This window comes from Arcicella sp. BE140 (assembly GCF_031456255.1).
GTDB lineage: Bacteria > Bacteroidota > Bacteroidia > Cytophagales > Spirosomataceae > Arcicella > Arcicella aquatica.
In genome coordinates, this window is record NZ_JAVDUE010000002.1 from 360,995 (window position 1) to 385,201 (window position 24,207).

Genomic DNA, 24,207 nt, shown 5'->3' on the forward strand with positions numbered 1-24,207 from the left:
AATAAAGATAGTTTGTTAATTATACTGCAAAAATTACCTCTTCGTTAGGCACTCTTATTCTGTCTGAATAAATACCTTCTGGTTTGCCGACACCACAGGCAATTATCATATTGATTTCGGCAGCAGGAGGGAGCTTCAATATTTTCTTGACTAAATCGCTATCAAAGCCTTCCATAGGACAAGTATCATATCCATCTGAAGCCATGCTTAGCATAAAAGTTTGGGCTGCTAAGGCACAGGATTTATGGCACATTACACGCTGGTCGCCATGATTACGAATACGAAGAAATGGTTTGTTGAAACCCATAAAAAATACGATAATACTGCGTATAAGCGTATTGAGACCAAAGAAATCGTTGCGATATACCAAGGGCATCAATTTTTGATAATAAGCCAAAGCTCGCTCATCTTTCTTGGTTAATGTTTTGCCCTCAAATTGTTTATGGAGATTGGCTAAATTCCATTTTACTCTTTCTTTCCATTTATCTTGGCGAGTCACAAAAACTACTAATTGATTGGCTGTTTTTGCCGCCGATTGCCCCATACAAGCTTTGTTAAGGGCCTCATGCACACTTTGTGTTTTTACTTGATAAAATTCCCAAAGTTGCATATTACTGCTATTGGCAGAAAGTACGGCAAGCGATAAGGCTTTAGAAACTACTGAATCATCGAAAGGGGCATTGTTATCAAAAACTCTTACAGAGCGACGTCTCTCAACAATACTTTTAAAAAGGGAGTCAGACATATATGGGAATTAGGAATAATTTGTAAGTGTAATTTACTCGAAAATCCTTAAAATAAAAAGCTAGTCCTTTTGAGACTAGCTTTTGAGATTGATATATTTATCATATTATTTTTTCCACTGCAAGGTATTTACCAGACGAATTACATCCTTTTTTAGGTATTCGATAACGGGCTCAAGAGAATCGCTTTTTAGAGCTGTATTAAAATACAATGCTCCACGTAAATAGTGTTTTGTAGAATCTGTGGTATAAAACTGTAGGTAAGTGGGTACTTCACCTTCAAGCTGTATCAGCATTGCTTTTTGTTTTGCTCCCGTTGTTAATACATAATTTTGAATAGACGACGCTTTTTGATTATGTTTCGCTGCTAATTTGTAAGCATCGTCAATGAGCTTCGATAGTTTGTTGGGGTCGTTATTAAGGTTTTTATAGGTTAACTGAATCACCGCTTTATAGTTTGGATAATAGATGTATATCCAATGGGGCTCTGCCCATGCAACAGTATCAGGCTTTATGATGGCTTGACTAGAATACTGAAAAGTATAAGGGTGATTTTCAAGCAACTGAACATACTTCGTAGGGGGTAAGTCAATACGGTTAAATCCTTTTGGTTTAGGTACATAATCGTTATTGTCTTGCTTTTTTCTACAACTACTAAGGCTCAAAATAAGAAAAGTGCAAGCCAACAGACTTGCACTACTATAAAAAAGGAATCTTTTTTTTATCATCATAAATAGTATCAATCAAAATTATCAACAAAAATAAGCCGATAATTTAGTTAATAGATTAATCGCCAAATATATTTCCTAAACCACCTATCACAGAGCCACTCTCTTTATTAGCATTTCCTCCGTATGGTGATAAAGTACGGATTAATTTTGATAATGGCATCGACTGAATCCAAACGCGACCAGTACCACGAACGGTAGCCAAGAAGATACCTTCTCCGCCAAAAACCATCGATTTTAGGTTTCCAGCCTTCTGAATATCATAACTTAGTGTCTGTTCAAACGCAACAATACAACCTGTATCTATTCTTAGGGTTTCATTGTTTAATCTTTTTTCAATGATTGTTCCACCCGCATGTACAAAAGCTAAACCATCACCTTGTAGTTTCTCTAAAATAAACCCTTCGCCCCCAAACAATCCTGCTCCAATTTTCTGATTGAAAGTAATGGAAATTTGTGTGCCTAATGCTGCACACAAAAAGCTATCTTTTTGGGCAATTAAGGTATTACCAGGGAGTGTTGAAAGGTCAATCGGTATAATTGTTCCAGGGTGCGGTGCAGCAAAGGCTACCTTGCGTTTCCCATAACCACGGTTCGTAAAATGTGTCATAAACAACGACTCGCCTGTTAACAAACGTGAACCAGCTTGAAATAATTTACCTATTATCGAATTGTCGGCACTAGAACCATCACCCATTTTTGTTTCAAAAACGATGCCTTCTTCCATATAACACATTGTTCCTGCTTCGGCAATAACGGTTTCATTAGGGTCTAATTCTACTTCTACCAGTTGGATGTCTTCTCCTATAATTTTGTAATCTATTTCGTGAGATCTCATGACTTTATCTTTTAGATTTTGATTGTTTATTTTGATTCAAAGTAAATTCTATCGTGTCAAATGATATTATTATTTTGGATAATAGGCAAAACAAACTTTTGATTGGACTTTATGACATACTTTCTTGAAAATTGCCATGATTGTGATATGCCATATTCAACGTTCCTTGAACAACCTCAATAAATTGTTTTTTCAAAGTCTCAATATCATTAGTAGTCATTCCTATTGTTTCAATGGGCCGATGAACAATTACTTTAATAGGAGTGGGAGATAATAGATACTCGCCATCTTTCAACACATGAAAATTATTAAGAAAAGTAATGGGGACTATAGGCACTTGCTGGCTAATAGCCATTAAAAAACCTCCGTCTTTAAGGGGAGTATGCATTTGAGGAGGATGCTTGGTTTTAATACCGCCTTCGGGGAAAATGATGATACTTCGTCCGTTTTTTAATGCCCTAAGCGAGCGAGTAAGCGAAGTTGTACGACTTTTTTTGTCGTTTCTATCTACTTGAATATGCAGTTTCCTAAACATATAGCCAAACAAGGGTACTTTCTTGAGGGCTGCCTTACCAACAAATGCGTAATAGTTTTGAATAACCATGCCCATAACGGCAATGTCTATATAAGAAAAATGGTTAGCACAAAAAACATACGTTTTAGTTATATCAATAGGGGCTTCAAATTTGATACGGATGGGAACGCCTATTATAGGGAAATATATTTTACCCCATAATCGGTTTAGATAGTGTGCTTTGGGTTTCCATGCTTCTTTCTGTAGAAAAAGCCAGAAAAAAGGAAAAAGTATAAGGAATAAAGAAACGAACCAGAAAACAGCCCAAACGGTATATAAAATTTTCAGTATACGCATAATAGCAAAGATAATAAAATCTGCCATTCAGTTGCTTGCCAAAGTAGAAATGATTCACAATAAAAAAGGTTTAATAGCCGCCACTATTAAACCTTTTTTTGAGTAATTTTTGAATTACTTTAAGTAAATGTACTTAACTTAAGGTAATAAAAGCAAGAGAAAGTACACTTTCGCAGAAATAGAATGATGAGGTCTGTATTAAGGGGTGGGGGAGTTTTAAAAACGTTTTGAAATGAGAAATTTCATGGTAAGAATTTAAAAAACCGTTCAAGTGCAGAACAAAAAAGGTTCTCAAAATATAAATTTTGAGAACCTCCTAAAATTATAAGCTATAAAATACGGCTGTACTAAATTCCCATCATGTCTTTAAACGCAACCGAGTTCCTTGTTGAAATCTCTAATTCAATTCCATTGTTTAGTACTACTTTCATGCCGCCTTTGTAATAAGAATCTATCTCAGCAATGTATTCTGTATTGATAATTTGCTGGCGATTAGCTCTGAAAAATGTGTTCGGGTCTAGTCGCTCCTGAATTTTGTTCAGAGAACGGTGAATCATCGGTCGGTTATTTCCAAAATGGAAACGGCAATAATTCCCCACAGATTCAATCATGTATATTTCAGTAAGACGTACAAAGTAACATTTGTCTCCATCTTTTAAGAATATTCTTTTATCAGGCGGAAGTCTTCCTTCAGATACAGCCTCAGAGATTCTTGTTTGTTGGATTTCAGCACGGATTTTTTCTATCGTTCTCGCAAGTCTTTCGGCTTTCATGGGCTTCAACAGATAGTCCATTGCTTCTGATTCAAAAGCTTGAATAGCATATTGGTTATACGCTGTTACGAATACAATTTTAGGAATGAACTCAAGCTCATCCAATAAATCGAATCCATTTTTTTCAGGCATTTCAATATCCAAAAAAATTAAATCAGGCTGTAATCGATGAATCTTTTCAATAGCATCGTCCACATTTTCAGCCTCATCAATGATTTGAATGTCCTGATAATCTTGTAATAAATACTTTAATTCTTGGCGAGCTAACCTCTCGTCATCCACCAAGATAGTCTTAATTTTCTTACTCATTGGCTTAATATTGGACAAGTCTTGATTTTGGCGATCAACAGCTCTTGGAGAGTAAGGTTTTCTATTAGCCATCTCGCTTAACTGATTTGCAATAATTAATATAGGTCAACACCTGTGAGCCTTTCAGGGGTAGTTCTAGTACTTACCTAGTATTTTCCGCTAATATAGCAAATTCCATTCCATTTTCAAGGAATCTAATGGTGTTAATTAGCAATTTTCTCGTTAATTTTTTTTGATTAACGTTGAAATAAAGTTTTTTTGGGTAGAAAAACAACTTTATAAAAAATCTATATCTTAAAAGGAATACTTACTTGAGCCGTCACAATGTTATTTTCACATTCAATCGTCAGTGCGTCTTTTAGTCCATAATTGATAAGTAGTCTTTTATTAAGGTTTTCAAGTCCAATCCCTTTTCTTGTCTTATGTTCAGAGTTATCTGCCAAAATTGTGCCAGTATTTTGAATGCCAAATATTAGTACATTATTTTTTTTACGGGCAAATACTGTAATATTTCCTCCATTTTTAAGTTTGCTAATGCCATGCTTTACAGCATTTTCGGCTAATAGTTGTAATGACATCGGCGGAACCCTAGCTAACAAGACAGTCTTGCTAATATCTGTTTTATAATTCAGGCGTTCGTCAAAACGCATTTTTTCAAGGTCTAGATAGTTTTTAACAAGTAAGAGTTCTTCTTGAAAAGTAATGTCTTTTAAATCGTAAAACGATAGTGAAACCCTCAATAAATCAGATAACTTCATCGTAGCATCTCTGGCTAGTTTAGGTTCTGTTAAAGTAAGCGACTGAATACTATTGAGAGAGTTAAATAAAAAATGGGGGTTTAGCTGACTTCTTAAACTAACTAATTCTATTTCTTTTACATGCATTTCTGCCTCCAATTTGGCTCTTTCTTCATGGATGGAACGTTTGGCAAACTTAATTCCATGATAAAAAATGAACCAAGGCATAATAAGCCTGAATGTTTTAACAAAATGAAAAACATGGCCTAAAAAGTCCGAATTAGTATTGGTTGAATAAGGAATAGTAATATTCCAAAAGAATAAGTTGATACTATAAACGATGATAGAAATAATAAAATTTGCCAGAATAGGGAATACTATAAACTTACGCCAATTCAATAATTCTATTTGTTTGTTATTAACAGCTAAATAATAAAGATGCGTACCAATGATAAAAATGCATAAGTTGATAAGACCTGAAATAAGGGCTGTATTGATGTTTACTTTATAATAGATATACTCGCTTGTTGTATAAATAATATATAGACTCCAACATATCAGTTGAATTGTCCAATATATTTCTTTCTTTCTCATACTACTTTGTATTAATGATTAGGCATTACATTACAATTTAATCAAAACAAATTTCATTAAATTGATATTTAATATGAATTTTCCATAAGTGTGAGATTTTGTTTATAAAAGTATTAATTACGAATTTTAATAGGCAGATTAAGTATAATTTTCGTAGAAAGAATAAGCCTAAGGGATTAAAGAAGGGTAATTAATGTTTTTTCCCTAGATTAAACAAAAGTCCACATGGTAAATACATACCTTGTGGACTTTTGTTTTCAAAAACACTAAAAAAAATATTATTTTAACTTAGCTACAGAAGTTTTAATTCTTTCACAAGCTTCAATTAATTGTTCGTCAGCAGCGGCAGTAGAGATACGAACGCAATTTGGAGCACCAAAGCTGGTTCCAGCTACAGTAGCTACAAAAGCATCTGCTAATATCCACATTGAGAAATCATCAGAATCTTTAATGGTAGTTGTACCGTCTGATTTTCCGAAGTAATAGCTTACATCTGGGAAAGCATAGAAGGCACCGTCAGGCATATTTACTTTGAAACCTTCGATTTCACGTAAAAGACCTACTACTAAATCACGACGACGAAGATAAGCCTCTTTCATTTTGTAAGCCTCCTCTAAAGTACCATTGAAAGCTACCGTAGCTGCTTTCTGAGCGATAGAGTTTGTTCCAGAAGTAACTTGTCCTTGTAATTTTTCAACACCATCAGCAATCCATTTTGCCGCAGCGATAAAACCAATTCTCCAACCCGTCATGGCATGCCCTTTAGCAACACCATTAACCGTAATTACTTGGTCTTTGATTTCAGGGATTGAACCGATAGAAAAATGACCAGCATCTGTAAAGTTGATGTATTCATAAATCTCATCAGCCATCACAAAAATATTTGGATGTTTTGCTACAATTGCACCGATAGCTCTTAATTCAGCCTCAGTATAAACAGAACCCGTTGGGTTGTTAGGCGAAGCAAACATCACCAATTTCGTTTTTGGTGTGATAGCCGCTTCAAATTGTTCAGGTGTTACTTTGAAGTTATTATCAAAAGCACCATCTATTATGACAGAAGTACCTTCTGCTAATTTTACCATTTCAGAGTAAGAAACCCAGTAAGGTGCAAAGATAATTACTTCGTCACCAGGGTTAACCAACGTAGAAATTACGTTTGCTAAAGAGTGTTTCGCTCCTGTAGAAACTACAATATTTTCAGGGTTCCACTCAATATTATTATCACGCTTGAGCTTATCAGCAATCGCTTTGCGAAGGTCAGGATAACCAGCTACAGGCGAATAGCCATGAAAACCATCATCAATGGCTTTTTTGGCGGCATCGCAAATGTGCTTTGGGGTTTTGAAATCTGGTTCGCCTACTGAAAGGCTGATAACTTTGTGTCCCTGAGCAGCAAGTTCACGGGCTTTTTTTGTCATCCCGAGCGTTGCTGACTCCTCCAGTGCATTAATGCGGTCTGCGAGCGATACTATTGAACTCATTTTTTGCTAGAATTTATTTATGGAAATCAGAAAGCCTTTATGAAAGAACTTTCATTACTAAAAAATTAAATCCCACAAAGTTAGAAGAGTATTATGGGATGCGAAAGAAAAAAAGGAATTTATTGAGCATTTCTGCTGGCATTTTGTAAATAGTGAATGAAAATCTTGTATTTTTCCCTTGTTTGAGTATCCTTATTTTTAATAAAGGCTTTTCAGAATTGTGAATGTTTGAAATTAAAATGGATTTTATTCTACCTTTACTACCAATATAACAAACCGCATAATGCATATTTTAATTATCTCTATTTTTGTAATAGGCTATTTGGCCATCGCTTTAGAACATCCTATCAAAATTAATAAAACTGCTACGGCATTACTTACAGGAGTATTATGTTGGACTACCTACATGATATTCTCTTCGGAAAAAACGCCTGTTTTACAAGAACTATCACATCATCTTGGGGCAGTATCAGAGATACTTTTCTTTTTGTTAGGAGCCATGACTATCGTAGAATTGATTGACGCTCATCAAGGGTTTAAATTAATTACAGACCGTATTATAAGCCGTGATAAAGTTACTTTACTTTGGACGATAGCCTTTATTACTTTTTTCCTTTCTTCGGTATTAGATAACCTTACGTCTGCCATTGTGATGGTTTCGGTAATTAGGAAATTGATAAAAGAGGAAGAAACTAGAAAGCTGTTTGCAGGAATTGTGATTATAGCAGCCAATGCAGGAGGGGCTTGGACACCCATTGGAGACGTAACAACGACCATGCTTTGGATTGGTGGACAAATTACTACTATGAATATCATTAAAGTATTATTTATTCCAAGCTTGATTTCCCTCCTTATACCATTGATTTATATGAGCTATCAACTGAAAGGCTCGGTGAAAAAAGCTCAAGAAAAAGAGACTCAAATCCATGAGGCTGTCAATCAAAAACAGCATTCAATGATTATGCTTATTACTGGATTCAGCGTTTTATTAGGTGTGCCCATTTTCAAGACTATTACACATATGCCCCCTTATATGGGTATTTTACTGGGATTAAGCATTGTTTGGATTGTGTCTGAAATATTGCATTCGGGTAAGGATGAGGAGGAGAAAAAGCCTTTTACAGTCGCACATGCTTTGAGCAAAATAGATACTTCGAGTATTCTGTTTTTTCTTGGTATCTTAATAGCTATTAGTGCTTTAGAATCTACCGACTTACTGACAGGATTGGCTACTTGGATGGATAAGACGATAGGAAACCAAGATATTATTGTCGTAGTGATTGGTTTGGCTTCTGCTGTGATTGATAACGTACCACTGGTGGCGGCATCAATGGGTATGTATGATTTAACAGCTTTCCCGACAGATTCAAAAATTTGGGAATTTATGGCTTATTGTGCTGGTACAGGGGGAAGTGTATTGATTATTGGCTCGGCGGCTGGTGTAGCAGTGATGGGGATGGAGAAAATAGATTTTCTTTGGTATATGCGTAAAATTAGCTTTACAGCATTGTTAGGTTACTTTGCTGGGGTAGGGGCTTATTTGTTGATTTATGCTTTAGTTCATTGATTTCAAAAGATACTACTTTAAAAAGGGTTGGAGAGAAATGATTTTCTTTTAGTCGGTGACTTAAGTTCTATCGATTACCCATATATCTATAAGTGCTTGATAATCATATTCTTATTCCTAGCGAGGGACTTAAGTCCCTCGCTAGGAATAAGAAATGGCTATGACAAGAGACGACCAAAGCTCGGTTTGAAAGGCGATTTAAGCCCATTCAAACCAATTTTATCAATAATCACATCTTCATTTCAACTTTTTTAAAAGATGTGGGTAATGAGTAGGACTTAAGTCACCGACTAAAAGAAAGGTTATTGTTATTCTTTTATCAACTCATCAATTTTACTTTCAAACTCCTTCACCCATTCAGTATAATATTTACCTGTACCTGGACCAGAGAAACCTGCGTGTGTTAAGCGAATGACTCCTTTCTTATCCAATATGATGGTTGTAGGGAAACCGATAACTTGGTTGAGCGATGGCAAACTTTGGGATGCACTTTCTGAATTGTTTAGCCCCGCATTTAATAACTGATAATCAATACCGAAACGTTTGCGAAGTAATGCCATTTTTTGTTTAAAGAATTCTGTGTCAGTCGATTTCTCATAAGCTAAACCAATTACTTCAAAACCACGTGCTTTGTTTTTATTATAAAAAGGCACCAGATAATTAGTTTCGTCCATACAGTTCGGGCACCATGAGCCTAAAATTTGTACCACTACCACTTTGCCTTTATAAGCATTGTCTGAAAGAGAAACTTTTTCGCCTTTTTCATTCAAGAATGAGAAATCAAAACGATCATAGCCATCTTTCAATAACGTGATTTTACTTAAATCGGGGAGACTTGCGTTGTCATCTCTTTTCGCTTCAAAGTTTCTGAACCCTTTGATACCGCCGTAAAATTTACCAGTGATTTGGTCACCTTCAACTTTTGCTTTTAATAAGAAAGCGTGCGAACCGTCGAAAGTAGAAAGGAACAGACTATCGCCAACAATATTACCATCCATATAGCGGTAATCGCCAGTGGTTGTCAAGAATGAACCTGTTACGGTAGTACCTTTTTGTTGGAAAGTCCCTACAGCATAACTAGCTTTTTGAGTTTCAGCATTGATGAAATTCACAGACCATTTACCCGTAGTATTACCAAGAATCGCCATTTTGTTGGTTCTGAATCTGAATGCATACCCTAAAGTAGCTTGGAATGGAGATTGTGCAAAAGACTTACGACCCTTATTTTTACGATAAAAGCCTGTAAGGTTCTTATCACCTTTCTTCGCTATAATTTCAGCATCAAATAATGAAATAGGAATAATCAGCGAGTCGCCTTCTAAAGTAGCTTCATCTGTTTTGAATCTTTCAGTGGCATTTAATACGTAAACATCAAACTTTTTTTTGTTCTTAGTAGGTTTAATTTCAAGACCAAAAGGTAATGAACCACCGTCGGTTTGAATAGTTGCGCGCCAACGAGTAGCCACCTGTGCATCTACGTTTTGCCCAATCAGTGTGATTAAAAATAAAATGATTAATTTTTTCATTGTGTAATTAAAGGATAGTTGATGAAAACAGCATTTGAAAATTTGAAAATGTGTTAATTTGAAAATGTGACAAATCGCTTAATATTCAAACAAAAAGCTTTGATATATTCGTTCCCTTAACCCATTTTCAAATTAACACATTTTCAAATCTTCAAATTAACCTTTATTTTTTCTGCAAGCAAGCCATGTAAAATCCATCATAACCTTCTTTAGCAGTAGAAGTACGGCGTTCGCCTAAAAACTCCCATTGGTCACCAAACTCAGCCATAAAGCGTCTAATGTGATTTTCGCTTTCAGAAGGTAAAAGGCTACAAGTAGCAAAAACCATTTTTCCGCCTTTTTTCAGCATCGCAGAATATTCAGTAAGGATATTCCATTGCGTTACTCTGAGGTTATCAATAAATTCTGGCGTTAATTTCCATTTAGAATCAGGGTTTCTACGAATTACACCTAAACCAGAACACGGTACATCAAGCAATAATCTATCGGCACTAGCTTCGTATTTTTTCAATACTTTAGGCTCAATCAATTTTACTTCTATATTATCTACACCATTTCTTTTGGCTCTTTTCATTAATTCAACCAGCTTGTATTCCTCCACGTCCATCGCTACAATCTTCCCTTTGTTTTCCATCAAAGCTGCTAGGTGAAGCGATTTTCCCCCCGCACCAGCACAAGCATCTATTACTCTCATACCGGGCTGTACATCCAAGAATGGGGCAATCAGTTGCGAGCCTGCATCTTGTACCTCAAAGAATCCTTCTCTGAAATAATCAGTTCTAAAAATACTCTGGCGTTGTTTTAATATCAACGCATCTGGCAGACCTTCTGGAACGATGGTTTCGATATCTATTGCATCCAATAAATCTTGTAATTTATCTTGATTAGTTTTTAATCTATTGGCTCTCAATACTACAGGTGCTTGTTCGTTCATCGCCATGATTTCTTCCGACCATTTTTCATCGCCTATTTCCTCTTCACATAATTGGTCGAGCCAATCAGGAACAGATTCACGAATTTTACGGATTAGCATACCTTCTTCAAAGCGGTCTAATATTTTGCCCGCTTGGATATGCGAAAACTCGTCCCATTTTGGCAAGAACTCAACATTATCGGCATTTGGGTACAAACGTTTTTTGATTAATAACCATGAGCCAACAATTTGCCAGAAGTAAGGGGCTTTCAGTTTATCTTCATAAAGATTGTTCGAGAAAAGGATTAAACGCCAGTAGCGGACAATTTCATAAGTAGTTTCGGCAATAAAGGCACGGTCGCGGCTACCCCATTGCTTGTTCGATTTCAATGTCTGTTCAATTACTCGGTCAGCTTGACGAGGATTCTTAACAAAAAATATTTCTTGCAGAGCCTTTACGGTTGCTATCACTAATGGGCGATGAAGACGCATGCTAATCTTGGATTTTCAAATTTTGATACTATATAATAAATACAAAGTTCCGAAAATTTGTTGAGACTTGCTCTTTTTTATGGAACAGAGGGCTTTTAAATAGCCCTTTGAAAATATTTAATTTTATTTTGAAAAATAGTTTAATAATTTTTCAATGATGAAACAAAAGCATACTGTCTGGCGTTTTACTAACATATCGCAAATAAAACAAAAAAGCCCTGCTGTGAAGCAAGGCTTTTTTTTATGTCCATAAAAAACTATCTTTCTATTAAGTAGTTATTAAGTAGTCAATCAAAAAAAAATATTATTGTGGAAATTACATCGACAAGTATGCGCTATTTTACATTCAAAACTCACAATTCATAACTCTTACTTAGTCTTATTAGCTTCCGAATAAATCACTTGAAAGATAACGGTCGCCACGGTCGCAGATAATACAAACGATAACGCCCGATTCTAATTCCTGTGCTAATCTAACAGCGGCTGACGCAGCCCCACCACTACTCATTCCACCAAATACGCCTTCTACTTTCGCTAACGTATTGGCCATAGCACGTGCTTCTGTTTCTGAAATATCCATAATTCTATCAACTCTCGAAGCATCAAAAATCTTAGGGAGATATTCTTTTTCCCAACGACGAATCCCCGGAATCTTTGCTCCTTCAGTCGGTTGACAGCCGACTATCTGAATATCAGGGTTAACTTCCTTCAAAAATTTAGAAGTACCCATAATCGTTCCAGTAGTCCCCATCGAACTCACAAAGTGTGTTATCTGCTGATTGGTATCTTTCCAAATTTCTGGCCCAGTAGAATGATAATGAGCCATGTAATTATCAGGATTTGAAAACTGGTCTAACATAAAAAAACCACCCTCTTTTACTTTAGCTTCAGCATAATCTCTTGAGCCTTCAATACCAACGCTAGCAGGAGTAAGGGTAACTGTCGCTCCGAAAGCCTCCATCGTTAATACCCTTTCACGGGTAGAGTTTTCAGGCATTACCAATTCAATGTCAAGGTCGTATAATCGAGCAATCATCGCTAGGGCAATACCTGTATTGCCAGAAGTAGCTTCAATCAATTTTGTGCCAGGTTTTATCTCGCCACGTTCTACTGCTCCGCGAATCATTCCATAGGCGGCACGGTCTTTTACCGAACCCCCTGGGTTATGTCCTTCTAATTTTCCGTAAATCTTAACATTCGGATTCGGATTGATTCTGTTTAATTCAACAATTGGCGTATTGCCAACTAAGTCTAAGAGTGTTGCCATTCAATTATGTTACTGCAATATTTTTACCTGCTCTTGGTGATATATTTTTGTGAAGGAAGGAATGCTGCGCGTAAGCCAAACATTTCCTCCGATGATAGAATTTGCCCCTACTACGGTTTCTCCACCCAAAATTGTGGCTCCAGCATAAATTACTACGTGGTCTTCAATCGTAGGATGGCGTTTTAGCGAAGCCATTTCTTTACTAACTGACAATGCACCAAGGGTAACACCTTGGTATAGTTTTACGTGTTTACCAATGGTAGTGGTTTCGCCAATTACTACGCCAGTACCGTGGTCAATCATAAAATATTCATCTATGTTTGCACCCGGATGAATATCAATTCCCGTTTTTGAGTGGGCATATTCTGTCAGTACCCTAGGCACAATAGGAACGTTCATCTCTAATAAAGCATGAGCAAGGCGATAAAAGAAGATGGCATAAAAACCTGGGTACGCCCTGATTACTTCGTATTCGCTTTGGGCGGCTGGGTCGCCCATCATGATGGCCTGTATATCTGTTAATAATACGTCGTAAATTGCTGGAAGTTTTTGAATATAAGCCTCTGCCAAAGTGCGGGCATCCTCTTCAAGGTGTTGCTGCATAGACCGCAATACACGGGTTAGCCTCAATTGAATTTGATCAAAGGCTTCTTGCAATTCGTCAACACAGCCAAAATGGCGTTGTGTTTGTTCTGGAAACATTGCCAACAAAATGTCGGTAAACAATTCTTTCACCGTCGAAGTAGATGGAAAAGTATTGGGTTTTGAATGTTTTTGGCAAAGAGCCTCTAAAAAACTATTGGGCAACGTTTGAGACATCGGCTATCAAATATTTATTAGCAAACTAACCTGATATTTGTAAAAGCATAAAATAAAACCATATTATTTTGCTTTATTAAAGAAACAATTAACGACTGATTAATTAAATTTCACGCAATGATAACGATAAATGTACTGATTTGATTCTGTTTTGATAAAAAAATCGTTAATTCAGGACTAATCTAAACCCCCATTATTATGTTCCATTCAAAAATTGTTTTATGGTTGTTCAATCTTCAATTGCTATTGTGTAGCTGTCATAAAGAGAGCAGTAAAAGTGATTTTTCGAAAGGAGGTAATTTCTATAAAATAACATCCCTCGGGAAATTAGCCCCCGAAGTAAATGAAAGCTCGGGCATTATAAAAAGTGCTAAAGACACTACTTTCTGGACGCATAACGACAGCGGTGGCAAACCTGAAATATATGAAGTAGATATGCATGGGAAGCTATTATCCGCAATTCACTTTAATAATATTGAAAACGAAGATTGGGAAGAAATCACCAGAGATAAAAATGGGAATTTATATATTGGAGACATCGGTAATAATAGTAATACTAGAAGGAATCTAACGATTTATAAAGTAAACGAAAACAATCCTACCCATACAGAAGCTATTTCTTTTCATTATGCTGACCAAGAGCGTTTTCCGCCAGATAAAGCAGACAAGAATTTTGATTGCGAAGCGTTTTTTGTACATGGCGATAGCTTATATTTATTTTCAAAAAACCGAGGCAATGATTTTGTGAAAATGTATGCCGTTCCGACCAAGGCAGGGAATTATGCACTGCTACCTAAAGGACAAGTATTGATTAATGCGATGGTGACTGGCGCAGCGATAAGTCCTGACGAAAAAACATTTGCCCTTATAACCTATGGGAAGGTAGTATTCTTCAAAATCAAAAATCATATAATAGACTTCAAACATCCACAAAAATGCTACCTTTTGGCTTTTCAGCAATCAGAAGCGATTACTTTTTTAACAAATAATACGCTGTTGGTAACAAATGAGCAAGGAGAAATGATTAAAATTGACATTGAAAAAAAATGATAAATAACCGATGATTCCAAATATTCGTTTTCATTTTCATGGAATACCCAATGATAATTTGCTTAAATACCTCATTATGTTTTCTTTCATAGATTCTGTAAAGATTCAATGATTTAGATTTAACAATTCCGTAATATTGAGCTTATTAATTTTGCATTAACAATTGAGCAGAAGAAGTATTTAATTAGGGTTTTCTTAATGAAAATTATGGATTGCTGCAAACGAAAATATGGCAAACGCATTACCTATTCCCAAAATTTTACTGGTTGATGACGATCCAGACATCATTGAGTTGTTAGAATATAATCTTCAAAAAGAAGGTTTTGAAATTCAATCAGCTTTGGATGGCATTCAAGCTTTAGAAGTAGCAAAATTTTTCAAACCAGATTTGATTTTACTGGATGTTATGATGCCCCGTCAGGATGGTATCGAAACGGCAAGACAGCTTCGTCTTATTCCAGAGTTTAAAGAGGTTTATATCTTATTTCTTACGGCGCGTGCTGAAGAATACACAGAAGTAGCAGCTTTTGATGTAGGAGCAGACGATTACATCGTGAAGCCCATTAAACCTAGGGCTTTGGTAAGTAGAATCAAAGCGATGTTTAGGCGTGATGCACAGCAGATTGAAAATGATGAGAAAATTGAAATAGGCCAACTGGTGATAAATCGTACAAACTATAGTGTATTGAATGATGGAAGCCCTTTAGTAATGCCTAAAAAAGAATTTGAATTACTTTCATTCTTGGCTAAACATCCTAATAAAGTGTTCAACCGCGACGAATTATTAGAAAAAGTATGGGGGGCAGATGTGTACGTGGTAGAAAGAACAGTGGATGTGCATATTAGAAAATTGAGAGAAAAGATTCCTGAACATTATATCAAAACCCTTAAAGGTGTTGGGTATATGTTTACCTTGGAAGACTAAATAGTATTAACGATTTAAGGTTAGCAAAAGCAGTGTATATATTCTTGAGGTGTCAAGAATATATACACTGCTTTCTCGTTTTGGATGAGAGAGTTTTACTCGAATTACCGATTTAGGTGATAATTCATTATTTTTGTATGAATACGGTTTAGCCTTTTTTCACAGGATTTTCTTAGACAATGTTTTTATTTAAGAAATCTCACCTCTTGTTTCGTATATGATGATTAATAAATTTATACTGATATTTTTTTCTAGTCTTATTTGTTTTAGCTGTAATGCCCAGAGCCCAGACCTGAGCAAACCTCAGAAACACGAATTTAGAGCAGTTTGGATAGCTACCGTAGAGAATATCGACTGGCCAAAATATGGTCAATATAATTCAGACCTACAAAAACAAGATTTCATCCGAATCTTGGACGAGCATAAGAAATCGAACCTGAATGCTGTGTTTGTACAAGTACGAGATGCTTGCGATGCTTATTATGCTAAAGGTACTGAGCCTTGGTCTGAATTTCTGACAGGTCAGCAAGGCAAATTTCCCACACCCTTTTATGACCCTCTCAGTTTTATGATTGAAGAAGCCCATAGTAGAAACCTAGAGTTTCATGCTTGGCTAAACCTTAATCGTGCGACTTTTAAAAAAGGAAAAACGATTGCTCCAGACCATATCAGTGTAACAAAACCAGAATGGATGTTGGTATATGATGGACAAAAATTATTGAATTTTGGTATTCCCGAAGTAAGGAATTACATCACTGATATAGTAGTCCAAATTGCCAAAAACTATGATATAGATGGAATACATTTCGACGATTATTTTTATCCTTATGAGGTAGCAGGCGGCGTGTTGAAAGATGATGAAACTTTTAGAAAATATAATGGAGGTATCAAAAATATCAAAGATTGGCGGAGGAGTAATACTGATTCATTAATTTACCAAATTAGCGAAGGTATCAAAAAAGTTAAACCAAGAATGAAATTTGGCATTAGCCCCTTTGGTGTGTGGAGAAACTACAGCACCAAAAATCCCGCAGGTTCGTTGACCAATGCTTCACAAACGTCGTATGATAATTTATATGCCGATACGCGTAAATGGCTGCAACAGGGATGGATAGATTACATTGCACCCCAAATTTATTTTGACCAAGCTCATGGTAAAATACCTTTTAACGAACTAGCATTGTGGTGGGGACAAAATAGCTTTGGCAAGCACCTCTACATAGGACATGGAATTTATAAAATTAAAGCGGGTTGGTTACTGACAGAAGCCCCAAAGCAGATTAAATTTAATCGTGCAAACCCGACGACAATTCAAGGGAGTATCTTTTTTAGTTCAAAAAGTTTAACAGAAAACTACGGAGGTTTTCAAGACTCTCTAAGGAATAATTATTACCGCTATCCTGCCATTATTCCCGCCATGCCTTGGAAAGATAGTATTCCGCCTTTATCACCACAAAAGTTAATTGTCGTCAAAAATGATGAGGGCATCCCTGTGTTGACTTGGCAACCTGGGGAAAAGGCTACCGACGGTGATGAAAATAATTATTTTGTAGTCTATCGTTTTGAAAAAGGAGAAAAACCAGACCTATCAAAGGCAATAAAAATAATTTACATCGGCAAAAGCAACACTTTTAATGATACTTCTGTAGAGAAATACCGTGGTTATATTTATTGTGTGACTTCTTTTGATAGACTCCATAACGAGTCACAAGACTATGCTCTTTTTACGACCGAATATGGCTATTAATCCTTAGAATAGCATTTGTCGATAAGGAAGATTCCAACGAATACCAAAAGATTGTATCGTATTGGTATAATCCAATAAAGGGTTGCCACTTTTGTAATTACGACTTAGCAAGTGTAAGTCTATGAAAAAATTATGCTTGAATTGATACGATGCCCTTACATCATAAATCATTGTATTAGCACTTCTACCTTGCCCGATAAAATTACCATAATCATCACCATAAAGTACTTTTCTACTTCTAGTATCATAACTTTTTTGAATGTTTCCTCCCCAGTTTTCAGTGGGAGTTCTGTCTTCACCGAATTTTGCGTAAATAATCGTAGCAACGATATTAAGTTTTTTGGCAGGTTGCCAACGAATAATATTAGACCATTCTACAAAATTGGCTCCAAGTGGATGTGCTAAGGCTTGGTTATACTGTGTATAATTTGAACCGTCGGAATGGCTATAAGTATATGGGCGAGCAGCATTTACTTCAGTCTGGAAATCTAGATTACTTATCCCAAATACATCAATATATTTTGCTCCAGCTTGAAAAGCATATTTATTAGCCCAATATCCTGATGATTTGAAAATCTCTTTAGCAATAAATTCATCTAACATTAACTGACCATAGATTGAAAAACGCTGGGCAAAATTCCATTTGAAATCTAGGCCGATAAGGGCATTGTCGCCACTGCCTTGAAAACTTTCTACTGAGCGATAAAAAATTACTGGATTCAAATAATTCAAATCGAATCTATCACCATTTGTGCTATCACGTTGAAAAATAATGCTTTCAGAGATACCAATATTTAAATTGTTAGAAATATTTAGGCTAAGGTGATGCATGGCCATGTATTTCTTTGGGAAAATCTGGCTGTTAGGTTGTAAACCTGTATAGACTAGCTGAGTAAAAAGGTTTTGGTATTGAAACTTACCAATGTGGGTGTTGATTTTAAGAAACAAATTAGGAGCAGCATTATCCGAAAGTAACATTGACCTGAAACCATTTCCAATAAAATTCTTATCATGCCCAAATTGAAGTTGGATATTTTTAGTGGCTTGAAAAGTAATATAAGCCCTTGCAGCAAAGAAATCTGCACCATAAGGATTATTCTTAAAGGCCTTGGTTAGTCCTTCACCCGGCATTCCGGGTAGGCGGAGGTCTGCTTGTCTAAACTCGTTTTGGTTATATGAATCAACAAAAGTCTTTACATAGTCGGGAATATAAGCTTGGTTCTCGGAAATGAAGGTGTAAAAACCTACTTTTCTATTAATCATTCCACGAATTTCGATGCCACGAGTATTTAAGCTTGTACTATTCTGAGTACCGCCTGATACTGCACCATATTCTAAATTAAGTACAGGACTGACGTGTAAATCAAGAATATCGTCGGAATTAGAATAAGCGTCTGCCTTTTTTTGATAAAATATTTTCCAGAAAGGCTTTTTGCTGTTGCCCGTAGTATCGTTGTTTTTCCATTCCCAACTGTCGTTTTCAAGATATTGAAGGTTAAATCTATCTCTGTCCGACAAAATCATAGAATTGCTTGCCCAGATGCTATCGACCAATTGTACTACACCTTTGCGGGTATAAGGTTTGATAGTAGTATGAAAACCCTCAGAAAATTTGCCACGCTTTATTTCATAACGATCTATTAAATGATAATAGTCTTGATTTAGGGGAACGAAAACACTTTGTGCTTGAGTATAAATACTTGCAAAGGAGCAAACTAAAAGAGTAAAAAAACGTAATTTTTGATACATAATTTTATTAAGGTTTGGGCATTTCATTTTACAATTAATACCTTCGCAAGTTAGTTTAAAATTATTGATTGAAAATTAAATAATTTCATGAGGAGATTTAATCAATAGAAAGTATAAATACTTGACTTACAACTGCTAACACATAATTATGACATTTGGAAAATATTTTACCGTAATGCTTGCAACAGCCATTAAATTTTTTAATGGTCCTATCGCTGGAATTTTATTGGGATTGACTTGGTGGGAAACAGCTATTTGTTGTATCATTGGTATGATGACAACTGTAACCTTAATCACTTTTTTAGGAAAAAGAATTCAAGCTTTAATAGGTAAATATCGGAAATCAAAGCCTAAATTGTTTTCAAAAAGGACAAGATTTGCTGTTAAAATCTGGAAAAAACTAGGCATTTGGGGTATTGCTTGTTTTACTCCATTATTTTTTACACCAATTGGTGGAACACTTTTAGCTTTATCTTTTAAAGTACCCTTCAGCAAGATTTTCTTTACAATGTTGCTTTTTGCGGTATCTTGGGGTATTATTTTTAGTTATCTAATTTTCCAGATTACGTGGTTGAAATCACTATTTGTTTGATTATTTCTTCTTATAATCTCCACGCGAAAAGAACTTTTCAATCATACAATAAAGCAAGATAAAGAAATATCTGCTTCCCATTTCTTTGATTTTTAGTTTTGATTCTCCATATTTTCTATTAGTCCAACTATTAGGAACAATGGCAAAAGAATAACCTCTAACATAGGCTTTTAGGGGTAATTCTACTGTTAAATTAAAGTGTGGAGATATGAATGGTTTGATACCTTCAATGGTTTCTCTTTTGTATAATTTGAAGGCATTGGTGGTATCATTGTATTTGATACCTACTAAAAAACGAATGATTAGATTGGCTACTCTATTGATATAAAGTTTCAGAGGTGGGTAATCAATTATTTTTCCACCTTTCATAAAACGGCTTCCAAAAACGGCATCAACGTCTTTTTCAAGCATGGTGTTGTAATACTTTACCAAATCGTTGGGGTCGTCAGACATATCAGCCATCATTACCGCTACGCAGTCGCCAGTAAAACGTTCAAGGCCATATCTAACAGCATAGCCAAAGCCGTTAGGGCCTTTGTTAGTATAATAAACTAATGTAGGAATTTCCTTTTGAAGTGCTTGCAGAACAGCCTCCGTATGGTCTTTTGAATTATCGTTTGTTACACAAATTTCATGCTCAATGCCATTTTTTTGAAGGGTATGATATAATGACCTCAACGTTTCAGGAATTGACTCTTCTTCGTTATAAGCTGGGATTACTACACTAAGTTTCATTGCTATCAACAATGAATCCGTTTGATAGCAAACGGATTCATCTTTTAATTAAATATTTTAAAGCGAAATCAAAAGTGTTACATCTCTTATAAACGAGATGCAATACCATCATGAATTTGTTGTAAAGTTTCGTTTAATCCGAAAGTCCAATTCCAGTTTGGATAATGAGACTTGAATTTAGAAAGGTCAGAAACGTACCAAATATGGTCACCGATTCTATTCGTTTCAGAATAACTAAAGCTCATTTTTTTGCCCGTCATTTCCTCGCAAATAGCGATTGCCTCAAGCATTGAGCAGTTGGCGAATCGTCCACCACCAGCATTATACACTTCACCAGCACGCGGGTTTTGATAGAAATTCCAGAACATATTCACTAAATCATAAGAGTGAATATTGTCACGTACTTGCTTGCCTTTATAGCCAAAGATGGTGTAGTGATTACCAGTAATGGCACATTTCATCAGATAAGACAAGAAACCATGTAGGGCTGTACCTGAATGGTTTGGACCTGTTAAACAACCGCCACGGAAAATACCCGTTTTCATGCCGAAATAACGACCATATTCCTGCACCAAAACGTCGGCTGCTACTTTAGAAGCGCCAAATAATGAGTGTTTGGTATGGTCGATGCTATGATTTTCGTCGATACCGTTTTCAAAATAAGGGTGACTCGCGTCAATCTCATAACGTGTTTCGGTTTCGATTAATGGTAAATAATTTGGATTATCACCATAAACCTTATTCGTTGACGTAAAGATAAAGACAGCATCTGGCGCATGTAAACGTGTCATTTCCAACATATTTAATGTACCGTTAGCATTCACTGAAAAGTCTGTGAAAGGTTCTTTGGCCGCCCAGTCGTGCGATGGTTGTGCAGCTGTATGTAACACACACTTGATATCAGTACCGTATTCTTTAAAGATTACTTCTAATTGAGAAACCTCACGAATATCAGCTTGATAATGTTTGTAATTAGAATATTGTTCTTCCAAACGATTACGATTCCAAGCAGTAGAAGCTTCGTTACCAAAGAAGTACTGACGCATATTATTATCAATACCTATTACTAAATCAAATTTGTCAGAAAAGAAAGCGACTGCCTCACTGCCTATTAATCCAGCAGAGCCTGTTACAAGAGCTATGTTCATTATATTGGTTCAAAGTTAAGAAATACGAAAAGCGTCACAATCTTAATTGCAACGCTTTTGAGATGTGATATTAGGTAGAAATTATATCCAAGAAGTCAAGATTAATTACCTTGAGCATTCGTACTATCATTGAATAGTTTTTCACGAATTTTGATTGCTCTTACTTCGTTTTCTGGCTTTGCTGTATATTTATTTTTTGTCTGACGAGCAGCAGAATCTGGATGTACACCATACACATATTCATCTCCTTCATGAACGTCTGCTTGTTTGATGGTATTATTTTTTTGATAGTCACAAGCGATGGCTAACAAAGCGATACTGGCGATAGCTAAAATATTTTTGCGATTCATTTTTTCCGTGATATTCTGGTTTGATGACACAAAAATAACAGGGGATTCCCAATTAAAAAAGTTTATCATAAAGTTTAACCCTTTTTAATAATATTCTATGAATTTTTAATTTTAATCTTGGTAAAAGATAAATCCTAAAATAGGGATATCTGTTTAGTCTTTGAAAATATAATAGCCCAATGAGGGTGCTGATTATGAGAATGTTAAAAAAAATGTAATAAAAAATAAGCAAAAATATTTGATTATTTAAAATAATGGAACTATCATTGCAGAACAATTCACAATCCTGTGTGTTTCTTCCGTTAAGATTTTGATTATTAAATACTTAACATCATACATCCACATCATTCTAATATTTCCCAAATTTGACTTTAAAGTTGACAATCTTTTTTAAGATGTTTTTTATTAATATTTTTTAACCACAATTTAGAAAGACTTTGATTGTAGATAGTCTATTCATTAACCCTTATGTACAAAATTGAAGAATTAGACATGATGCTTATATCTGAGCTTCATGAGCTTGCCAAAGAATATGCCATTTCTAATGTTAATGACCTTCCAAAAAAAGAACTCATCTACAAAATTCTTGATAAACAAGCGGTAATGCCCACAAAAAACCGCAAACCTTCCAGCAAAGATACTATGCAAGACGATAATAAAACAGAACGAAAAGTGAGGAAAGATTCCGGAGCAGCTTCAGATAGTCCTCGTCCTAAAAGACAGCGTATTTCTAAAGAAGATGCTGAAAATCCAGTAGTGAGTGCTAAAAATGCAACACCCAAACCAAACCCTATAGAACAACCTAAGGTAAAACCGACAAAAGAAGTTAAAGAAATAAAAGTTAAACCTGAGGTAGTAACAGAAATAGCTTATGAATTTGATGAAGATCCAATCGTAGATTTCCCCATTGAAGTAGAAGAAGAATTTGCTATTGATACATCATTTATTACCCCTGATGAGCCAACGGGTGGTTTACCACAAGAACAGGAAGTGCGGAGCAATGAAGTGACTCGTCAGAACAATAACGGGAATTTCAAAAAACCAATCTATAATCAAGCCATTCGTGAGTTTGATGGCATCATTGAAAATGAAGGCGTACTTGAAATTATGCAAGATGGAGGATATGGTTTCCTACGTTCAGCAGACTATAACTACCTAGCTTCGCCAGATGATATTTATGTTTCTCCTTCACAAATCAAACTATTTGGTTTAAAAACAGGGGATACCGTTCGTGGTTCGATTCGCCCACCGAAAGAAGGAGAAAAGTATTTTGCCCTTTTGAGAGTAGAATCTGTCAACGGAAAAACTACTGAAGAAATCAGAGATAGAATTCCTTTTGAATATTTAACACCTCTTTTCCCAGAAGAAAAATTAAAGCTTTCTTCGCGCCCAGACCAATATTCAACCCGTATTCTGGACTTATTTGCCCCAATTGGTAAAGGTCAACGTGGGATGATTGTAGCCCAACCTAAGACAGGTAAAACGGTATTGTTGAAAGAAATTGCGAATGCTATTTCTAAAAACCACCCAGAAGTTTATTTATTGATTTTGTTGATAGACGAACGTCCAGAAGAGGTTACAGATATGCAACGTAGCGTTAGGGCAGAAGTAATATCATCAACCTTTGATGAGCAAGCCGAACGCCACGTAAAAGTAGCAAGCATTGTTTTAGAGAAAGCAAAACGTATGGTTGAATGTGGACACGATGTAGTAATTCTGCTAGATTCTATCACTCGTTTAGCACGTGCGTATAATACAGTCGTTCCTTCATCAGGAAAAATTTTATCAGGTGGTGTTGATGCTAACGCATTGCACAAACCAAAACGTTTTTTTGGTGCAGCCAGAAATGTAGAAAACGGTGGTTCCTTAACAATTATCGCTACAGCACTGATTGATACGGGTTCTAAAATGGACGAAGTAATTTTTGAAGAATTCAAAGGTACTGGTAATATGGAATTACAGCTAGACCGTAAGTTGTCTAACCGTAGAATGTATCCAGCCATTGATGTTACCGCTTCGGGTACTCGTCGTGAAGACTTGTTGATGGATAAAGAAACCCTTCAAAGAGTATGGATTCTGAGAAAACACATGAGCGACATGAATTCTGTAGAGGCAATGGAGTTTTTACAACAACAAATGAAAGGCACTAGAACCAACGAAGAGTTTTTGGTTTCCATGAATAGATAATGATTTTTGGGGGCATAAATTTGAAAAAATAAAAACAGAATTTTAGATTTGCATCCTCAAAAT

Annotated in this window: 21 protein-coding genes; 6 read left to right on the top strand and 15 right to left on the bottom strand. The window is 35.7% G+C overall.

The genetic code is table 11. The features are described 5' to 3' along the window. Positions 1-19: 19 nt before the first annotated feature. From J2Y60_RS04825 to J2Y60_RS04855, 7 genes are all read right to left on the bottom strand, one after another. Entirely contained in the window at positions 20-745 is a 726-nt protein-coding gene (locus tag J2Y60_RS04825; RefSeq protein WP_309914075.1) for a nitroreductase family protein, read from the bottom strand. Positions 746-850: 105 nt separating this feature from the next. Then, complete coding sequence (gene gldD / locus J2Y60_RS04830) at positions 851-1,474, bottom strand: gliding motility lipoprotein GldD (protein WP_309914078.1); 624 nt, start codon at positions 1,472-1,474, stop codon at positions 851-853. Positions 1,475-1,529: 55 nt separating this feature from the next. Beyond that, positions 1,530-2,309 (bottom strand): TIGR00266 family protein, encoded by a 780-nt coding sequence (locus tag J2Y60_RS04835; RefSeq protein WP_309914080.1) that lies wholly within the window; start codon positions 2,307-2,309, stop codon positions 1,530-1,532. A 109-nt stretch (positions 2,310-2,418) separates the two neighbouring features. After that, complete coding sequence (locus J2Y60_RS04840; RefSeq protein WP_309914082.1) at positions 2,419-3,207, bottom strand: lysophospholipid acyltransferase family protein; 789 nt, start codon at positions 3,205-3,207, stop codon at positions 2,419-2,421. Between the two features lie 320 nt (positions 3,208-3,527). After that, positions 3,528-4,262: a response regulator gene (locus J2Y60_RS04845; RefSeq protein WP_309914085.1), complete on the bottom strand. Its 735-nt coding sequence runs from the start codon at positions 4,260-4,262 to the stop codon at positions 3,528-3,530. Positions 4,263-4,549: 287 nt separating this feature from the next. Beyond that, complete coding sequence (locus J2Y60_RS04850) at positions 4,550-5,593, bottom strand: histidine kinase (protein ID WP_309914089.1); 1,044 nt, start codon at positions 5,591-5,593, stop codon at positions 4,550-4,552. 278 nt (positions 5,594-5,871) lie between these two features. Continuing rightward, the gene (locus J2Y60_RS04855; RefSeq protein WP_309914092.1) at positions 5,872-7,077 is read right to left on the bottom strand and encodes a pyridoxal phosphate-dependent aminotransferase; all 1,206 of its coding nucleotides are present in this window, start codon (positions 7,075-7,077) and stop codon (positions 5,872-5,874) included. Positions 7,078-7,360: 283 nt separating this feature from the next. Between J2Y60_RS04855 and nhaD the strand changes: the two genes are divergently transcribed. Further along, positions 7,361-8,644 carry a sodium:proton antiporter NhaD gene (gene nhaD / locus J2Y60_RS04860; RefSeq protein ID WP_309914096.1) on the top strand — a complete coding sequence of 428 codons (1,284 nt, stop codon included), beginning with the start codon at positions 7,361-7,363 and terminating at the stop codon, positions 8,642-8,644. A 308-nt stretch (positions 8,645-8,952) separates the two neighbouring features. Here nhaD and J2Y60_RS04865 read toward each other — a convergent pair whose 3' ends face one another. The 4 genes from J2Y60_RS04865 to J2Y60_RS04880 form a co-directional block, all read right to left on the bottom strand. Continuing rightward, positions 8,953-10,170 carry a TlpA disulfide reductase family protein gene (locus J2Y60_RS04865; RefSeq protein WP_309914098.1) on the bottom strand — a complete coding sequence of 406 codons (1,218 nt, stop codon included), beginning with the start codon at positions 10,168-10,170 and terminating at the stop codon, positions 8,953-8,955. A gap of 163 nt (positions 10,171-10,333) precedes the next feature. Then, positions 10,334-11,575, bottom strand: a complete 1,242-nt coding sequence (locus J2Y60_RS04870) for a methyltransferase domain-containing protein (RefSeq protein WP_309914100.1) — start codon at positions 11,573-11,575, stop codon at positions 10,334-10,336. Positions 11,576-11,957: 382 nt separating this feature from the next. Then, positions 11,958-12,842 carry a cysteine synthase CysM gene (gene cysM, locus J2Y60_RS04875; protein WP_309914102.1) on the bottom strand — a complete coding sequence of 295 codons (885 nt, stop codon included), beginning with the start codon at positions 12,840-12,842 and terminating at the stop codon, positions 11,958-11,960. A gap of 9 nt (positions 12,843-12,851) precedes the next feature. Continuing rightward, the gene (locus tag J2Y60_RS04880; protein WP_309914104.1) at positions 12,852-13,661 is read right to left on the bottom strand and encodes a serine O-acetyltransferase; all 810 of its coding nucleotides are present in this window, start codon (positions 13,659-13,661) and stop codon (positions 12,852-12,854) included. A gap of 198 nt (positions 13,662-13,859) precedes the next feature. Here J2Y60_RS04880 and J2Y60_RS04885 point away from each other — a divergent pair, with 198 nt between their 5' ends. From J2Y60_RS04885 to J2Y60_RS04895, 3 genes are all read left to right on the top strand, one after another. After that, the gene (locus J2Y60_RS04885) at positions 13,860-14,711 is read left to right on the top strand and encodes a hypothetical protein (RefSeq protein ID WP_309914107.1); all 852 of its coding nucleotides are present in this window, start codon (positions 13,860-13,862) and stop codon (positions 14,709-14,711) included. A gap of 229 nt (positions 14,712-14,940) precedes the next feature. Beyond that, positions 14,941-15,636, top strand: a complete 696-nt coding sequence (locus J2Y60_RS04890) for a response regulator transcription factor (RefSeq protein WP_309914109.1) — start codon at positions 14,941-14,943, stop codon at positions 15,634-15,636. A 217-nt stretch (positions 15,637-15,853) separates the two neighbouring features. Further along, on the top strand, positions 15,854-17,383 hold the full coding sequence (locus J2Y60_RS04895) for a family 10 glycosylhydrolase (RefSeq protein ID WP_309914113.1): 1,530 nt from the start codon (positions 15,854-15,856) through the stop codon (positions 17,381-17,383). Between the two features lie 3 nt (positions 17,384-17,386). On the opposite strand, the gene J2Y60_RS04900 is transcribed toward J2Y60_RS04895, so the two are convergent. Continuing rightward, the gene (locus J2Y60_RS04900; protein ID WP_309914116.1) at positions 17,387-19,132 is read right to left on the bottom strand and encodes a hypothetical protein; all 1,746 of its coding nucleotides are present in this window, start codon (positions 19,130-19,132) and stop codon (positions 17,387-17,389) included. Between the two features lie 148 nt (positions 19,133-19,280). Here J2Y60_RS04900 and J2Y60_RS04905 point away from each other — a divergent pair, with 148 nt between their 5' ends. Further along, positions 19,281-19,724 carry a small multi-drug export protein gene (locus J2Y60_RS04905; protein WP_309914118.1) on the top strand — a complete coding sequence of 148 codons (444 nt, stop codon included), beginning with the start codon at positions 19,281-19,283 and terminating at the stop codon, positions 19,722-19,724. Here J2Y60_RS04905 and J2Y60_RS04910 read toward each other — a convergent pair whose 3' ends face one another. The 3 genes from J2Y60_RS04910 to J2Y60_RS04920 all read right to left on the bottom strand — a co-directional run bounded on the left by J2Y60_RS04910 (position 19,725) and on the right by J2Y60_RS04920 (position 21,957). Beyond that, positions 19,725-20,459, bottom strand: a complete 735-nt coding sequence (locus tag J2Y60_RS04910; RefSeq protein WP_309914121.1) for a glycosyltransferase family 2 protein — start codon at positions 20,457-20,459, stop codon at positions 19,725-19,727. 86 nt (positions 20,460-20,545) lie between these two features. Continuing rightward, positions 20,546-21,607: an NAD-dependent epimerase/dehydratase family protein gene (locus J2Y60_RS04915; protein WP_309914124.1), complete on the bottom strand. Its 1,062-nt coding sequence runs from the start codon at positions 21,605-21,607 to the stop codon at positions 20,546-20,548. A gap of 101 nt (positions 21,608-21,708) precedes the next feature. Further along, entirely contained in the window at positions 21,709-21,957 is a 249-nt protein-coding gene (locus J2Y60_RS04920; RefSeq protein ID WP_309994555.1) for a hypothetical protein, read from the bottom strand. A gap of 468 nt (positions 21,958-22,425) precedes the next feature. On the opposite strand from J2Y60_RS04920, the gene rho reads away from it, so the two are divergent. Next, positions 22,426-24,144, top strand: a complete 1,719-nt coding sequence (gene rho / locus J2Y60_RS04925) for a transcription termination factor Rho (RefSeq protein WP_309914130.1) — start codon at positions 22,426-22,428, stop codon at positions 24,142-24,144. Positions 24,145-24,207 lie beyond the last annotated feature (63 nt).

What these genes read in the sequence shown, in the direction of transcription:
- J2Y60_RS04825 (WP_309914075.1), bottom strand. Translation starts at nt 745, where the DNA reads ATGTCTGACTCCCTTTTTAAAAGTATTGTTGAGAGACGTCGCTCTGTA.
- gldD (WP_309914078.1), bottom strand. Translation starts at nt 1,474, where the DNA reads ATGATGATAAAAAAAAGATTCCTTTTTTATAGTAGTGCAAGTCTGTTG.
- J2Y60_RS04835 (WP_309914080.1), bottom strand. Translation starts at nt 2,309, where the DNA reads ATGAGATCTCACGAAATAGATTACAAAATTATAGGAGAAGACATCCAA.
- J2Y60_RS04840 (WP_309914082.1), bottom strand. Translation starts at nt 3,207, where the DNA reads ATGGCAGATTTTATTATCTTTGCTATTATGCGTATACTGAAAATTTTA.
- J2Y60_RS04845 (WP_309914085.1), bottom strand. Translation starts at nt 4,262, where the DNA reads ATGAGTAAGAAAATTAAGACTATCTTGGTGGATGACGAGAGGTTAGCT.
- J2Y60_RS04850 (WP_309914089.1), bottom strand. Translation starts at nt 5,593, where the DNA reads ATGAGAAAGAAAGAAATATATTGGACAATTCAACTGATATGTTGGAGT.
- J2Y60_RS04855 (WP_309914092.1), bottom strand. Translation starts at nt 7,077, where the DNA reads ATGAGTTCAATAGTATCGCTCGCAGACCGCATTAATGCACTGGAGGAG.
- nhaD (WP_309914096.1), top strand. Translation starts at nt 7,361, where the DNA reads ATGCATATTTTAATTATCTCTATTTTTGTAATAGGCTATTTGGCCATC.
- J2Y60_RS04865 (WP_309914098.1), bottom strand. Translation starts at nt 10,170, where the DNA reads ATGAAAAAATTAATCATTTTATTTTTAATCACACTGATTGGGCAAAAC.
- J2Y60_RS04870 (WP_309914100.1), bottom strand. Translation starts at nt 11,575, where the DNA reads ATGCGTCTTCATCGCCCATTAGTGATAGCAACCGTAAAGGCTCTGCAA.
- cysM (WP_309914102.1), bottom strand. Translation starts at nt 12,842, where the DNA reads ATGGCAACACTCTTAGACTTAGTTGGCAATACGCCAATTGTTGAATTA.
- J2Y60_RS04880 (WP_309914104.1), bottom strand. Translation starts at nt 13,661, where the DNA reads ATGTCTCAAACGTTGCCCAATAGTTTTTTAGAGGCTCTTTGCCAAAAA.
- J2Y60_RS04885 (WP_309914107.1), top strand. Translation starts at nt 13,860, where the DNA reads ATGTTCCATTCAAAAATTGTTTTATGGTTGTTCAATCTTCAATTGCTA.
- J2Y60_RS04890 (WP_309914109.1), top strand. Translation starts at nt 14,941, where the DNA reads ATGGCAAACGCATTACCTATTCCCAAAATTTTACTGGTTGATGACGAT.
- J2Y60_RS04895 (WP_309914113.1), top strand. Translation starts at nt 15,854, where the DNA reads ATGATGATTAATAAATTTATACTGATATTTTTTTCTAGTCTTATTTGT.
- J2Y60_RS04900 (WP_309914116.1), bottom strand. Translation starts at nt 19,132, where the DNA reads ATGTATCAAAAATTACGTTTTTTTACTCTTTTAGTTTGCTCCTTTGCA.
- J2Y60_RS04905 (WP_309914118.1), top strand. Translation starts at nt 19,281, where the DNA reads ATGACATTTGGAAAATATTTTACCGTAATGCTTGCAACAGCCATTAAA.
- J2Y60_RS04910 (WP_309914121.1), bottom strand. Translation starts at nt 20,459, where the DNA reads ATGAAACTTAGTGTAGTAATCCCAGCTTATAACGAAGAAGAGTCAATT.
- J2Y60_RS04915 (WP_309914124.1), bottom strand. Translation starts at nt 21,607, where the DNA reads ATGAACATAGCTCTTGTAACAGGCTCTGCTGGATTAATAGGCAGTGAG.
- J2Y60_RS04920 (WP_309994555.1), bottom strand. Translation starts at nt 21,957, where the DNA reads ATGAATCGCAAAAATATTTTAGCTATCGCCAGTATCGCTTTGTTAGCC.
- rho (WP_309914130.1), top strand. Translation starts at nt 22,426, where the DNA reads ATGTACAAAATTGAAGAATTAGACATGATGCTTATATCTGAGCTTCAT.